This is a genomic window from Actinotalea ferrariae (assembly GCF_019733465.1).
Classification (GTDB): Bacteria; Actinomycetota; Actinomycetes; order Actinomycetales; family Cellulomonadaceae; genus Actinotalea; species Actinotalea ferrariae_A.
The window spans coordinates 1-14,254 of sequence record NZ_JACVQL010000001.1; the positions used below are offsets into that span (position 1 = coordinate 1).

The following is a 14,254-nucleotide window of genomic DNA, read 5'->3' on the forward strand; positions in this document are numbered from 1 at the left end:
GCCTCGACGGGCCCGACGGGTCCGGGCGAGGCGGGCGCGGCCGACGTGCCGGTCGCCGTGGGCAGGCCGCCGGCCTGTCGCGGCGCGTCGTGCGGGACACCTTGAGCGGTCCTGCGGGCGTCCGGCGGAGCGGTCGGGTCCGAGCCCCGCACGCGCTTGTACCGGCCGGCCGCCCCGGCCTCCTTGGCACGGCGCCGCTCGATGGAGCCCCCGCGGCTCATGTTGTTGCCCGCGCCCCTGCCCGGCTCGTTGCGCACGAGGGTCTCCTCGCCGGCGCGGGTCTCCCAGTGCGCCTTGCCCTCGTGCCCGAGGTGGCGCCCCTCCGGCGGGAAGCCGGTCCGGGTCGCGAGGGCGTCGGCCGGGCCCTTGGTCTCGGGGGGCGCCTTCCACGGCCCCGCGCCGTTGAGCACGCGTCGCCGCACGAGGCGGTCGGCGTCGACGTGCCAGGCGCCGCCCGGCCGGGGCATGTGGGTCGGAGGCGGGGGCCTCGACGTGAGGCCGCTCGGGTCCACGAGCGTCGTCGGCGACGCCGAGGCGTAGCAGTACGGGTTGGGCCCGTCCGCCAGGCCGAGCGGGTCACAGCTCGTCCAGCGCCCGAGCCACGGCGCGTAGTACCGGACGCCGTGGTGGCCCAGGCCCGTCTCCTCGTCGCGCTCCCTGCCGGTGAAGCGGTAGCGCTGGGGTGCCTCCGTCCGGCTGCGCACCGCCTGGTAGGAGGTGCTGCCGTACGGCGTGTACTCCTCGCGGCTGATGACGCGGGCCTGGTCGTCGAGCTCGACGCTCGTCGAGCCGAGCGCGTCGTGCAGCTGGTACCGGACGAGCACGGCGGGCGCACGGTCGTCGCCGGCGACGTCCAGTGTGCGCATCTCGACGACCGCGACCCGCGTGTCGTCGTCGTCGACGTGGAGGGTCTCGCGCTCGAGCCGCACCTCGCCCGTGGTGCCGTCGCTGCGGCGGAACACCTCGGTGGCGCCGAGGTAGAGACGCTCCTCGACGAGCGACGGGGACCTCAGCCACACCTTGCGCACCCGGCTCCCGGCGCCGTCGTAGGCGTACGAGGCGGTACCGGCGCCGCCCAGGTCGGCGTGGACCAGACGGTCGGCGTGGTCCCACGTGAGGACGGGCCCGCGGTCCCCGGGGCCGGGCCCGGGCAGGGCCGTCATGCTGCCGTGCGCGTCGTAGGAGTACGGCAGGGACCGTGACGGCACGGCTCTCGAGCCGGACGAGGTGCCCGAGAGCCGGTTGCTCGTGACCCCTGCGACGTCGGGCTCCAGGAGGCTCGGCTCGGCGTACCGGTACTCCTGGGTCCAGCCGGCGTGCTCGGGATCGGCGCCCCGGTGCTCGACGGCCGTGAGGTTGCCGACGGCGTCGTAGGTGTAGCGCTCGACGTACCGACCCATCGCGGCACCGTCCCCCGGGTGCAGCAGCCCGACGCGGCCGTCGTCGTGCGCTCCTGGTGGCCGGAGCGCCGCCCGCCCGCCACCGGGGAGCTGGCCGAGGTGCTCACGCCCGGTGGCCTCGACCAGTCGGTAGAGCGCGTCGTACACGAACGACGAGCCCGGGTCGACGACCCGGTTGCGGAAGAAGACGGTCTGCTCGGCGTCGTCCCGCACGTGCGTGACGTTGCCGGCCGCGTCGTAGGTGCGACGCACGTCCTGCACCACCCGGCCGGGCGGGTCCGGCACCGGTGGTCGTGGTCCGGGCGGCGCAGTGCGCGGGCGACGGCTCGTGATCCGGACGAGCCGCGAGGTCAGGGGGTCGTAGTGGTGCGTCGTCGTGACGCCGTTCTTCAGCGTCACCCCGACCCTGCGGCCCTGGGCGTCGTGCACTGCGGCGGCGACGCCGACGGGGGAGGGCGGGTCGGTCTGCGGGTCGAGGACGGTCGTCGGCTCGTCCGGCCACCGGAGCCACACGTCGAGCCGGCGGAGCTGGTCGCGCTCGTCGTAGACCGGCTGCAGCACGTTCGTCGCGTCGCCGACGCGGTGCGGGGGGAGGGACTGCGTCGCGCGGCTCACGGCGTCGAAGCGCGCACTGCTCACGTAGGTCTCGGGCGCGAGCACCGGCTCTCGCGACCAGTCGGCCAGCGCGTCGACGTCGCGCAGGAGCCGGCGGGTCGTGTGGCACGGGTTGCCCTTGTCGTCGTAGGCGGCCAGCGGCACGCCGCTCGGCGAGAGCCGGGCGTGGACGGTCGTGCCGGCCGAGTCGGCGCGGCGGAACACCCGCGTGCGCAGGTTGAGGGCCTCGGCCCCCGCGACGCCCTCGCCGTACTCGACGACCTCGACGAGGACGTCGTGGTCGCGGGTGCGCGGGTCGGAGTCGTCCGTCGAGCCCCGGACCGAGATGCCGACGGGTCGGCCGAGGGCGTCGCGCCGGGTGCGCACGACGTGCCCGCGCCCGTCCCACGCGCGGACCGGCGCGCCCGTGACGTCGAGGAGCGTCCACGACGGCCCGCTGTCCATCGTCGCCTCGTGGATGCGATTGCCCAGCATGTCGTAGGCGTAGCGGGCGACGAGCCGACCGAGCGGTGCGGCCGGGCCGACGACGGCGTCCCGGACCCAGAGCTCGTGCCCCTCGACGTCGAGCCCGACCCGGGTCGCGGACGTCGTCCCCGGGGCCGTGCGCGCCAAGGTCAGGAAGGGCCGCCCCGCGGCGTCGAGGTAGGCGGTCGCAGGCGTGTCGGCGTGCGCGGCGGCCCGGGTCGCGGCCTCGTGGTCGGCCGGGTCGGGCGAGGCGAGGCGCTGCTCGCGCCACGTGAGCCAGTCCTCGTCCTGCGCCGCGAACCAGGCCGCCACGAGTCCCGCGAGGTGCGGGTCGGTCCGTGGGTCGCCGGTCTCCGCGCCGCGGGGTGCGCAGGTGTCGTCGGGGTCGTACGTGGACCGGTGCCAGGCGTCGTGCACCGTCTTCTCGTAGCTGTGGTCCGGGTGGATGGTGAGCACTGGCCGGCCCGCGGGGTCGTGGAACAGCACGGGGCTCACGCCGTGCCGGGCGTCGAGCTCGAAGGCGTGACCGCGCGTGAAGAACGGCTCGTAGGCGCGCACCGCGTTGCCCTTGTTGTCCAGGACCACCCACCCGCTGCAGACCCAGCGCGGGTCGGCGACGGCGTCGGCACCGTCCTCGACCGGTCCGGGCGCCGCGGCGTCCTTGTGCTGGATCTCGCGCCCGAAGCCGTCGGAGTACGACAGGGCCACCTGCAGCCTGCTCCGCACGCCGTCCGGCAGGTGGCCGACGTGCGTCTCGCGCCCGATCGTCACCACGACGGCGGGCTGCCCGGTCCGGCGGAACCGGTCGGCGTCGTAGACGACCCGGCTGGTGGCGTCACCGAGCAGCTCGTGGACCACGGGCGCCGCCTCGCTCGCCGTCCCGTCCCCGGGCCGGCGCGGCGCCGCCGCGAGCTCGTCGCGCTGCTCGCGCGTGACGTCCGGGACGAAGCCGTCGAGCGTGTCCCCGGGGCCGGGTCCCCCGTCCGGGCTTCCCATGACCGCCGTGCCGACGACGAGGCCGAGCACGTCGTAGGCGATCGCCGTCCGGTTGCCGTTGGGGTCGCTCACCAGCGTCGGCCGGAGGAGGCGGAGGTCGTGCCGCTCGACCCGCACCGTGTTGCCCACCGGGTCGGTCGTCGCGCGGACCAGGAGGTCCAGCTCGTGCTCGACGGTCGTGTCGTGCCCGGACGGGTCGCGGTACCGACGGGTGCAGAAGAAGTGCCGCCGCGCCTCCTCGAGCTCCGTGGCCGCGCCCGCGCCGGGGTCGACGGCGAAGAACGTCCGGCGGGAGGGCAGCCACCACCCGTCGTCCTCGACGTACCCCGCCTCGGCGAGCGACCCGGCGCCGACCCGGTCCCCGTACACCTGCTGGAGCAGCCCCGACGTGAACGCGAGCTGGAGGGTCTGCTCGGGCAGCGCGAGCGGTTCGAGGTCGTCGCCCGGCACCGGACCCGTGAGGTCGTCCTTCCGGTAGCGGACCCGCACGTGGGTGAGCAGCCGCTTCGCCACGCCGTCCGCCGGGGGTGCCGCCTCGTACGGAAGGGTCGTGGCGGCGCGCGCGAGCCCACGCAGCTCCGGGACGGTGAAGCGCGGGCCGGCGGGTGTCGCGCCCGTCAGCTCGAAGGTGCGCGCCTCGCTCTGCAGCGGCGTGCGGTACGCGTCCGGCCGGTCGTCGTCGACGGCCTGGGTGAACGCCGTCGTCGCGTACGTCACGACGGGCTCGGTCTGACGCCGGCGGTCCTCGTCCGTGGGCAGGTCCGCATCGGCCTCGCGACGTCCGTAGCACGCGGTCGCGACCTCCAGGACGTCGCCGAAGCGGTCGACGTCCAGCGTCAGGCTGTGCCGGCAGCGGGGGTCGCGCGCGCTGCGCTCGTAGTCGTACGTCACCGACTCCAGCGCGTGCGTCAGGAGGACCGGGTACCGGTTGGGGCCGCGCGGCTGCAGGAGGCGCACGGCCGCGTTCTCCTCGACCACCGTGTACGGCAGGCCGGACGGGTGCTGGTCGGTGCGCCCGACGCCGTCCTCGGCGTAGGTCTCCCGGCGCAGGAGGGTGCCGCGCAGGGCACGGCAGGCGTCGCGGCGCTCGGCCGTCGTGAGGCCGTCGGGCAGGACGGTGTCGGGCAGCAGCAGCGCCTCGGCGGCGCCGTCGTCGACCCCGGGCTCTCGGAAGTACTCCGTCTCGAAGTGCCTCGACACCCGCTCGCCCGCGGGAGCCGCCGCGCCCGTGTGGTACCAGGTCCTCGTGCGCAGGGGCGGGAGGTCGCTCGCGTTCGCCACGTTGAGGGCCGGACCCAGGGGCCCCCGGTCGTCGAGCAGCCGGGTGCTCTCGAACGGCTCGGTGCTCGAGAACGGCTCGGTGCTCGAGAACGGCTCGGTGCTCGAGAACGGCTCGGTGCTCGAGAAGAGCTCGGTGCTCGAGAACAGCTCGGTGTCCCACTGCTCGACCATCCCGAACCCGCCGAACTCACGCTCCTCGCCGTCGTAGTGCCCGTGGTGGTACGCGAACCTCGTCGTGAACCGCGTGCGGCTGACGTGGTCGAACGTCGTGACGCGCTCGACGACGTGGACGGGGAACGGCAGCCTCGTCCGCCACGGGGTCCCCGCCTGCGCGTCGAGCACGGCGAACCGGGTCGACGGCGCGTACTGCCAGCGCACCTCCGCGCCGAGGTTGTTGACCATGCGGGTCAGGAGGTGCGGCTTCGTGCCTCCCATGAGGTCGACGTACCGCAGGTGCCGGCCCGAGTCGCCGGCGAGCCGGGAGGACCACGTGAGGCATGCGGTGCCGATGCCGAGCAGGTCGACGACGTCGACGTCGGCGGCGTCGTGCACGGGGAAGGCGGCGACGTGCTGCGCCCCGGACCAGCTGTTGCCCGACCGGTTGAGGTGGAGGCGCGCACCGTCGGCATGCAGGTACACGAGGTCGGTCGTGCCGCTCCCGTCGACGTCGGCCAGCCGCAGCCGGCGCGCGTCGAAGCGCCCGGGGTCGTCGAACCACGGCGCGTCGTCCATCGCCACCTTGGCGCCGAACCGCCCGTACCCGAGGTTGGGCCAGTAGCAGACCTCGCCGTTGCGCACCCGGCAGATGTCGGGCATGCCGTCGCCCGAGAGGTCCGCGAGGTGGATCGACTCCGTCGCGTCCGCGAACGCCACGCGTGGCCCCGACTCCTCGTCCTGCGACACCGCCACGCGCCGGGCGGGCCCGAACCCGTCACGCGCGAGGGACGGGTGCCACACGAGCGCGTCGTCCTCGGTCACCAGGACGTCGGCGTGGCCGTCGCCGTCGAGGTCGACCAGCCGCGTGCTCGGGTCGTGCAGCGACCGGGTCAGGCGGGTGGTCAGCGGGACGAACGGCAGCCAGCCGTCGTGCGCGTCGTGCTCGTAGAAGCCGACGCGCGGTCCGTCGCCGAGAACGACGTCGCCCGTGCCGTCACCCGTCACGTCCATGACCACCGCACCGCTGCCCGCACCGTCCACGGGGGCGAGGGGCAGGGGCGCCAGGGGCGCGAACGTCGCCCTGGCGGGCGTGGTCGCGGGGCTGAGGTTGCGGGCGTACGACCAGGCGCCCGCCTGCTCGGTCAGGACCCCGGGCGCGCCGTCGCCGTGCAGGTCCACCCAGCGGTACGTCCTGCCGTCGACCGGCGGGGGCGCCATGCCGCCGGTGCCCGGCGCACCGAGCTCGTGCACCGTGGTGTCGAGCGTCGCGCGGGAGTAGTCGAGCTCGACCGGGGGCAGGTGGTCGAGGTCGTAGCCCTGGCCGCGCCGTCGGTACGCGCGCTGGGTCACGGCGCGCAGGAGGCTGTAGCCGATCCCGGCGTACTCGAGGTCGGTCGAGCGCACCAGGCAGTCGGCGCCCACGTCGGCCTGCTCGGGGAAGTGGTGGAACATCAGGATCCGGCGGCACAGCCGGTAGGTGCGGTCCTCGAAGCCGGCCCGGTACGTCGAGAAGGGATCGACGCGGACCGGCCACGCGCGGTCGGGCACCGGCGTCGGCGCGCCCGGGTCGTGGTCGCCGTGGTCGAGCACCACCTCGAAGCGCCAGGCCGAGGGGTCCTCCTCGCGCGTCCCGGCCGGCTCGGGCCAGGGGGAGTCCTCGGCCAGGACGGGCAGGTACGGGTCGCGGTTCCCGTACCGGATCCGCTTGAGGTAGCGGTGCACGGCCCGGCCGGCCGGCGTGCGGTTGCGCTCGTGGGCGCGGGCGTCGGGGGCGTCGCCGCCGGCGTCCGCGGCGACGCCGCGCGAGTCCTCCGCCTGGTGGCCGAACGTCATGACGTTGCCGTAGGCGTCGTGCGTCTCGCACGCGAGCCAGGCGGAGATGCGTGCGGGGTCGTCCGGGTCGGCGACGCGGCTCGCCGTGGTCCGGCCGTACCACGTCGTGATCCCGTCGCGAGAGATCGAGCGCCAGAGCACGTCGCCGAGGTCCGCCCGGTTCGTCCAGCGCTCGACGCGGGCGAACAGCCCCTCGACGCGCGGGCGGTAGCGCCGGACGTCGTAGGTCACGCCGCCCACGGTGCGGCGGGGCAGGCGCTCGCGCTCCCAGGAGCCGTCGTGCTCGGTGAGCACCGGCACCAGGTCCTCCGCACCGGGCAGGCCGAAGCCGTCGGAGTCGGCGTCGTCGTCGTAGCGCGGCAGGTGCGGGCTCGTCCGGCGGGTCACCGCGGGCACCCGCAGCTGCCAGCCGAGCCCGAACGGCCCGTTGCCCGCACCGGAGTCGTACTCGAGCGCCAGGACGGGCGCGACGCCGCCGCGACCCGGGCTCGTGGCGACCGGCACCGAGATGAGCCCGGACCCCGTCGCCGGGTTCGTCGAGAACGTCTCCGCGATGCCCCGGATCGCGCCGCCACCCGTCGGCACCTCGACCGCGGGCGGCGCGAGTGCCGGGGCCGTGGAGGGCCTCACCGACCGGCCTGCCCCCGTCACGGCGTCACTGCCGTGGCCCGCACAGCGGTGAGGGTCGGCACCGTGCCCGGCTGACCGGACGCCCCCGCGAAGACGAGCTCGCGCACGCCGTCCTCCGACGTGATCGTCAGCTCTCCCTGCGAACCGGGATTGACGATCGTCGTGTCGATCTCCCCGCCCGGGTCGCGCAGCTCGTAGGCGAGCGGCTCGAACGCGTCCTCGGGGCCGACCCCGACGAAGGTGATGACGACCTCGGTCGCCGCGTCGGCGAGCTCGATCCGCAGCGGGAGGTCCGTGCAGACCGCCTCCGGGGGGTCGCCCTGGTCCTCGGGCTCCACCACGGCGCCCGGTGAGACCCCGGCGACGGGGAGGATGCGCCACAGCGCGGACGTCACGACCGCGCACTCGTCCCGGTCGGGGTCGCTCACGGCCGAGAGCGCCAGGCCGGTGAACGCACCGGGCGTGACGACCTGGAGCTCGGTGCCGTTCGCATTGGTCGGCGGGTCGGTGAGGTCGACCTCGAGCACCACGGGCGGGGCGGCGGTCTCGGTCGCCGACGCCGTGCCGGACGAGCCGTCCGTCGGCTGCTCGGTGCCCTCGGTGCTCCCGCCGGTGTCCTCCGTCGCCGCGTCGGTCTCGTCGGTCTGGGTCTCGCCGCCGGGCGGTTCCTGCGAGGCGAGCGCACGGACGACGAGGAAGGCCGACCCCAGGACGGTGCCGGCCATCACGGCGACCCCCGCGGCCGCCGCGAGCAGCCGCGTCGTGCCGCCCGGCACGACGGGCTTCTGGGTCAGCGTGACCGTCGCCGTCGCCTCCTGGCCGTCCCACTGCGCCCGGAGCGCGACGGTGCGCCGGACCTCCTGGCCGCTGAGCGGCCGCCGCGCCGACAGCTGGACGGCGAGCTGGACCCGGTCACCCGCGGCGAGCCGCACCGCGGGCCGGTCGACCCACACCGCGACGGCGTCCTCGGGGTCGCGCCCCGAGACCGTGACGTCGAGCGGCGTGTTGCCCGTGTTCGTGAGCTCCATCGTCGTGGCGGGGTTGCGGTGGGTGATGACCTCGGGCTGCACGGAGACGGTGAGGCCGGCCACCTCCTCGACCGTGACGGCCAGCTCGCTCGTCCGCAGCACGTCGGGCCGGTGGGGGGAGAACACGACGACGGCCGCGACGGCCCGGCCCGCCGGCGGCAGCACCTCGTCGTCCGTGCGCAGGGTCAGCGGGATCGTGCCGGAGGCGTCCGGCTTGAGGCGCAGCGCCTCCGCGGGGACGTCCGCCGTGACGCCCTCGGGCAGCCCGAGCACGAGCACCTCGTACTGCTCCACCTGGTCGGAGGCGTTGGTGACGGTGACCGTGACGCCCGCGTCGTGCCCGGACGCGAGGGTCACGGCCCGCGGCTCCAGGCCGAGGGTGAGGCTCATGGTCGCTCCTGACTCCTGGTCACTCCTGACTCGTGCTCACTCCTGACTCGTGCTCGCAGCCGTCGGCGGGTCAGCCCACGCCGGTGAAGGCGATCTCGGTCAGCGCGACGTCGAGGAACCCGGTGCCCTCGTACACGCTCACGATCTCGAGGGTCACCGAGCGCGTGGTGCCCAGCTCGGCCTCGAGCGACTGCGCGGTCGGACGGTCGGCGAGCGTCCACCGCGTCTGCGTCGCGTCGGTCCGCACCACGACCTCGCGCAGCCGGGCGTTGCGGCTGTACACCGAGGGGTCGCCCTCGGGGTTGCGGACGTAGCCGTTGAGCACGTCGATCCGGCGCACGTCCACCGGGCTGTCGAAGGTGTAGACGAGCGTGAGCCCGACCTGCCCGTCCCGTGCGCCGTTGCTGTTCCAGGCGGTGCTGTCGAGGCCGTCGAGCGTGTTGGTGATGCTGTAGCGGCCCGTGTCGCTGTCCGCGGTGCTCGACGCGACCGCGGTGATCCGGCTCGGGTCGACGGCCGCAGGGTCCTGGGTCGGCGTCGCTGTGCCGGTCTGCGTCGGGCTCGTCGGATCGCCGGTCGGCTCCGCGGACGACGACTCCGAGGGCTCGGCTCCCGGCGCGCGGAGCGCGTTCAGCAGGACGACGGCGCCCGCGGGGATGCCCACGAGGACGCCGAGCGTGAGCAGGGACACCAGGACCATCCGGCGCCAGGGCCGCGGCGCGCGGGGACCGAGGGGCGCATGGGTCGCGGGCGGCGGAGGTGGCGGCACCATGTCCGCGCCGCACCACTCGCACCACCGTTCCCGGGTGGGTGTGTTGAGACGCCGGCACCGGGGGCAGGTCATGCTCCCCGTGGAGGTCACGGGTGGGAAGATCCCCGGCGACGTCCCGGTCGTCGCCGGGCCGACGACGGGCAGTGGGGACGTCGTCGTCGGGTCCGCATGCGGGTCCTCGCCCGGCTTCTTGAACAGGTTCGGGTCGACGGGGTCCCGGGGCGTCGGGGCGACCAGGACGAGCGGGAACCGGCACTCCGGGCACCGGTTGGTGCCGACGGGGGAGCGGTGCTGGCAGTTCGGGCACTCGACCACGTCGGCCGGGCCCGGCCCGCTCACGGCGCACCGTCCGTCGGTGTCGGTGTCGGTGCCGGTGCCGGTGCCGACGTCGACGTCGTTGCGGGCGGCGGCGGGGGCGGCGCCGGGGACGGAGCTTCCGGGGCGGGTGGGGGCGGCGTGGCGGCCACGCGCAGGACGACCCGGGTACCCGCGGGGACCTCGAGCAGCAGGTAGGCGCGCAGCTGCTCCTGCGTCAGCTCGCCGAGCGACTGCAGCTCGACGACGACGTCCATCGAGGGCGGCGGCCGGACGTCGCGGCTGCCCCACACGCCGCCGCTGTCCGTCACGCGCGCGGGCGCGCCCGTCAGGGCCTCGAGGTTCGTCTCGAGCGCGAGCTTCGTGCCGCGCCGGCCGGCGAGCCGGCCCGCGGTGCGAGCCACCTCGCGCTGGCGGTCGGTCGAGATGGACGGGTCGAGCTCGGCACCGAGCCAGGACGCGACGTACGCCAGCATGGGCGGCTGGGACTCCGCGAGGTCGAGGTGGTGGGGCAGGGCGTCGAGGTCGGCGCGCATCCCGTCCGCCACCTCCTCGACGATGCGCGCGATCCCGTGGAGCAGCGGGTCCGCGGCGATCGTCGCGGGGAGCTGCCCCGTCAGCCATCCGCTCGTCATGGCGCCACCTCACTGGACCGGGAGCACGACGTGGTCGCAGGACGCGAAGAGCGTCCCCTCCGGCAGGGCGACGACGTTGCCCAGCCGGTCGTTCTTCACGCGGTCGCTGCCGCGCTCCTGGCCCAGGTCCGCGGAGGAGAAGACGACCTCCTCGACGCCCTGCACGCCTTGCACACCGCTGAGCAGGCCGAAGATCTCCCCGACGTGCAGGTTGCGGCCGAACGGCCAGCCGTGACCGTCGGGCCCGCCGACGACGGGGTTGATGTACCGGTAGAGCGCGCTCTCGCAGCCGGCCTTGACCGTCTCCAGGCGCATCGTCGGTGCGGCTCGGACCCTGGCCGAGACGCTGATGCCGAGGTAGTGGGGCCGGTCCACGACGACCTGCATCGTGAGCATGCGCACGGCGTCGAGCGAGGCCCGGACCTGCTCCTCCGTCGCCGTGTCAAGGTCGAGGTCGACGAGCTCGAGCAGCTCCGGCTCGGCATGCGCTCGCGGCACCACCAGCACCCGGACGGGCTCTCCGGCTCCCGACGGCGGCAGGCACCGGGCGCGCCCGACCCCGCGGGCCGCCTGGAGCGTGATGCGCTCGAAGTCCGCCGCCGTGACGGCACGGTTGCCGCCCCGCAGCTCGAGAGGACCGCGCACCTTGGCGTTCTCGACCGTCTCGGCGTCCACCCCGCCCGACGCGGCGTCGAGGTTGTAGACCTGCTTGACCGAGGGCACGGTGGTCCGCAGCGCCGTCAGCGTCCGGGCGCCCACGTTCCCGCGGTGGCCGCCGCCGTAGCGGTACCCGGTGACCCACACCTGGGCGTCCATGGGCGGGACGGCGCCGTAGCGCCGCACCCCGAACCGGTCCACCGGTGACGTCTCGCGCGCGTCGGTCGGCTCGTCGGGTGACGGCGCGGGCTGCCTGACGTGCGGTGCGAAGCGGATCTCACCCGTCGTGCTGGACCACACGTAGGACCGGGCGTCCGGCCCCGTCTCGGTGAAGTCGGGCACCTCGTCCCAGTCCAGCCACTCCTCGGTCACCTCGCCGCTCCCGTCGGCGGCGCGCGTGCGCACCACCGTGCGGACGCGCTCGTCGGCGCGCCGGACGAGCACCGGGGCCCGGCGCACGGTGAACACCTGCCCCGGTCGGCCGGTGCTCACCCCGACCAGCTCTGCGGGTGCCGGCTCGGCGTGGTGCGCGGGCGCGCTGACCCCCAGCCCGACCGGCACGACGCGGCGCAGCCGCGGGGAGGCGTCGTAGCCGCGCTGACCGGCGCGCAACGACATGAGCCGGCAGCGCAGCCAGTGGGCGCGGGTCGTGCCCAGCGGCACGGGCTCGTGGCGCGGGCCGACCAGGCCGAGCACCGAGCCGTCGGAGTCGAGCCCGTCCGTGGAGTCGGACAGCAGCCGCAGCGGACGCCAGTCGGCGCCGTCCCACGCCTGCCACTCGCGCGGCGGGTCCTCGGGCCGGATCCCGGTGCCGTGCGGCGACCCGTCGATCGTGACGTCGAGGCGCACGAGGTTGCCGGCCAGGGACTCCTCGAACCCGAGGTACACCGCGTCCCCGGCCTGCAGGCTCGGGAAGCACTCGACCGGCTCGGTGCCCGTCCGCAGCCCGTTCCAGACGTCGACGTAGCGTCCCGCTGCCGTCCGCGTGAGCGCCGACGACAGCACGGGGTGGACCGCCTGGACCTCGGTGTCGGTCATGAAGACCACGGGGTGCTCGTCCGACCCGCCGGTCGCCACCTGGGTCCCGGCCGGCACGCGGACGGGCTCCTGGGCGGGCGCGGCCAGCTCGAACAGCAGGCGCGTCCGGGCGGGCGACGGCGGGTACAGCTCGACCCCGATGAGCTCCAGGAACTTGACGTACAGCCGGTCGGGCACCTGGTTCACGCGGTAGAGGACCATCTCGCTCATCCACGCGAAGAGCTCGAGGAGGGCGATCCCGGGATCCGCCACGTTGTGGTCGGTCCACTGCGGGCAGTAGGTCGGGATCAGCCGCTTCGCCTCGTCGACGATGTCCTGGAAGCGCCGGTCGTCGAGCACGGGTGCGGGCAGGGTCATGGCGCCGGCTCCTCTCGCGGGATGACGTAGAACGGGTAGACGAGGTTGCGCTCGTCGTTCGTCGCCCGGACCACGTACCGGATGGCGATGTCCAGCCGTGCCGCGTCCTGGTCGGCCGTCGCGACGACCTCCTCGACGTCGATCCGCGGCTCCCACCGCGCGAGCGCGACCCGGACCGCGTCCTCCACCAGACCCACCGTGCCCTCGTGCATCGGCGCGAACACCTGGTCCCACATCCCGCAGCCGAAGTCGGGGCGCATGACGCGTTCGCCGGGGGCCGTCGAGAGGATCATGCGGATCGCCGCGTCGGTCGCGGCCTCGCCCGTGTCGAGCGCGATGCCGCCCGCGGCGCTGGTACGGGCGGGGAAGGCCCACCCGGCGCCGACGACGTCGACCGGGGGGCGCGTGCCCTGCTGCTCGGTGCTCACCCGACCTCCACGGTGCCGCTCCCGGAGGAGATCGCGGCCGTCGCGGCGTCGGTCGGGTCGTTGCACGTCACGACGCGGTCGCCGACGCGCGCCGCGGCCCGTCCGTCGATCAGCACGGTGCGGCTGCCGCCGTCGACCGTCCCCTGGTCCGACGGCGGGCGCTGGAAGGTGCCGCCGACGGGCACGTGCTTCGGGGCGTTGACGGCGACGCTGCCCACCACCGCGGCGGGCCGGCCGTCGATCGTCACGTCCGTGGAGAGGCCACGGCGCAGCCGGCCGGCGAACGGCAGCGTCTGCGCCACGGGCGTCGTGCCCGTGCCGGAGGGGACGAGCACGATGTGCGTGTCGGTCCCCGTCACCGTGTCGTCCTCGCGCGCAGCACCCGCCATGGCCGTCCCCCTCCCGTCAGTTGAGCCGGATCTTGCGACCGGCGACCGTGACCTCGCCCCGTGCGGTGATCTCGATGTCCTTCGCCGAGAGCACGAGCTTGGTGTCGGCACGGATCTCGACCGTGTCCCCGCGGACGACCACGGTCTGCGCGCCCACCACCCGGGTCTCCGCCTCGGTCAGCGTCACCTCGGAGGCGGCGTCACCGAGCTTGAGCGTCACCCGGCCGGGGTCGTCGACCATCTCGAGGCGGTGGTCCGTCCCCGTCGCCATGACGCGCGTGCGGACCTCCCCGTCGGTCGCCGGCGCGGCCTCCGGGGGCGGGTCCGTCCGGTTCCACAGCCCGCCGAGCACGACCGGGCGGTGGACGTCGCCGTACTCGAACCCGACGAGGACCTCGTCGCCCACCGAGGGCGACCACTGCAGGCCGCGGCGCGGACCCGCGCCCGGCGCGGCCAGCCGGGCCCAGAAGCTCTCGTCCTGGTCGGACAGCGTCGGGAAGCGCACGCGCACCCGCCCCTGGTGCTCGGGGTCGTCGTTGTTGGTGACCTCGCCGACGACGAGCGTCGTGCCCGGCGCCGACGTCGCCTCCGCACCGGGCCGCACCAGGTCGAGCACCCCGGACGGGTCCTTGCCGCCGCTCACGAACCGCGTCACGTACGCCGAGCCGCTCCCGTAGACGTGCTCGACGCTCGTGAGGCGGTACGTGCCGCTCAGCCCGCTGCCGACGCCCTGCACCCGCACCCGGCTGCCGGCGCGCAGGCGGGGGTCGCCCGCGGCCTCGCCGCGCAGCACCGCCTCGGTGCCGCTGGTCCGCGCCAGCAGCGACCGCGCCATGGCCTGCGCCTCGGCGGCGGTCCCGATCCCGCGC

The 14,254-nt window shown here is 75.2% G+C and carries 8 protein-coding genes; all 8 read right to left on the reverse strand.

Annotated elements, in window-relative coordinates:
• The coding region (locus tag ICW40_RS00005; RefSeq protein WP_308121514.1) for a SpvB/TcaC N-terminal domain-containing protein at nt 1-7,376 on the reverse strand (7,376 nt) is incomplete at its 3' end.
• A gap of 17 nt (nt 7,377-7,393) precedes the next feature.
• Nucleotides 7,394-8,794: a COG1470 family protein gene (locus tag ICW40_RS00010; RefSeq protein ID WP_221651750.1), complete on the reverse strand. Its 1,401-nt coding sequence runs from the start codon at nt 8,792-8,794 to the stop codon at nt 7,394-7,396.
• A gap of 70 nt (nt 8,795-8,864) precedes the next feature.
• Nucleotides 8,865-9,905 carry an NADase-type glycan-binding domain-containing protein gene (locus ICW40_RS00015; protein ID WP_221651751.1) on the reverse strand — a complete coding sequence of 347 codons (1,041 nt, stop codon included), beginning with the start codon at nt 9,903-9,905 and terminating at the stop codon, nt 8,865-8,867.
• Nucleotides 9,902-10,516: a phage tail protein gene (locus ICW40_RS00020; RefSeq protein ID WP_221651752.1), complete on the reverse strand. Its 615-nt coding sequence runs from the start codon at nt 10,514-10,516 to the stop codon at nt 9,902-9,904. The genes ICW40_RS00015 and ICW40_RS00020 overlap by 4 nt, the downstream gene beginning before the upstream one ends.
• A 9-nt stretch (nt 10,517-10,525) precedes the next feature.
• Nucleotides 10,526-12,568 carry a putative baseplate assembly protein gene (locus ICW40_RS00025; RefSeq protein ID WP_221651753.1) on the reverse strand — a complete coding sequence of 681 codons (2,043 nt, stop codon included), beginning with the start codon at nt 12,566-12,568 and terminating at the stop codon, nt 10,526-10,528.
• On the reverse strand, nt 12,565-12,996 hold the full coding sequence (locus ICW40_RS00030) for a GPW/gp25 family protein (protein WP_221651754.1): 432 nt from the start codon (nt 12,994-12,996) through the stop codon (nt 12,565-12,567). The genes ICW40_RS00025 and ICW40_RS00030 overlap by 4 nt, the downstream gene beginning before the upstream one ends.
• Nucleotides 12,993-13,355: a PAAR domain-containing protein gene (locus ICW40_RS00035; protein ID WP_221651755.1), complete on the reverse strand. Its 363-nt coding sequence runs from the start codon at nt 13,353-13,355 to the stop codon at nt 12,993-12,995. Before ICW40_RS00035 ends, ICW40_RS00030 begins: the two co-directional genes overlap by 4 nt.
• A 46-nt stretch (nt 13,356-13,401) precedes the next feature.
• Nucleotides 13,402-14,254: phage baseplate assembly protein V (locus ICW40_RS00040; protein WP_221651756.1), on the reverse strand; the 853-nt coding region annotated here is incomplete at its 5' end.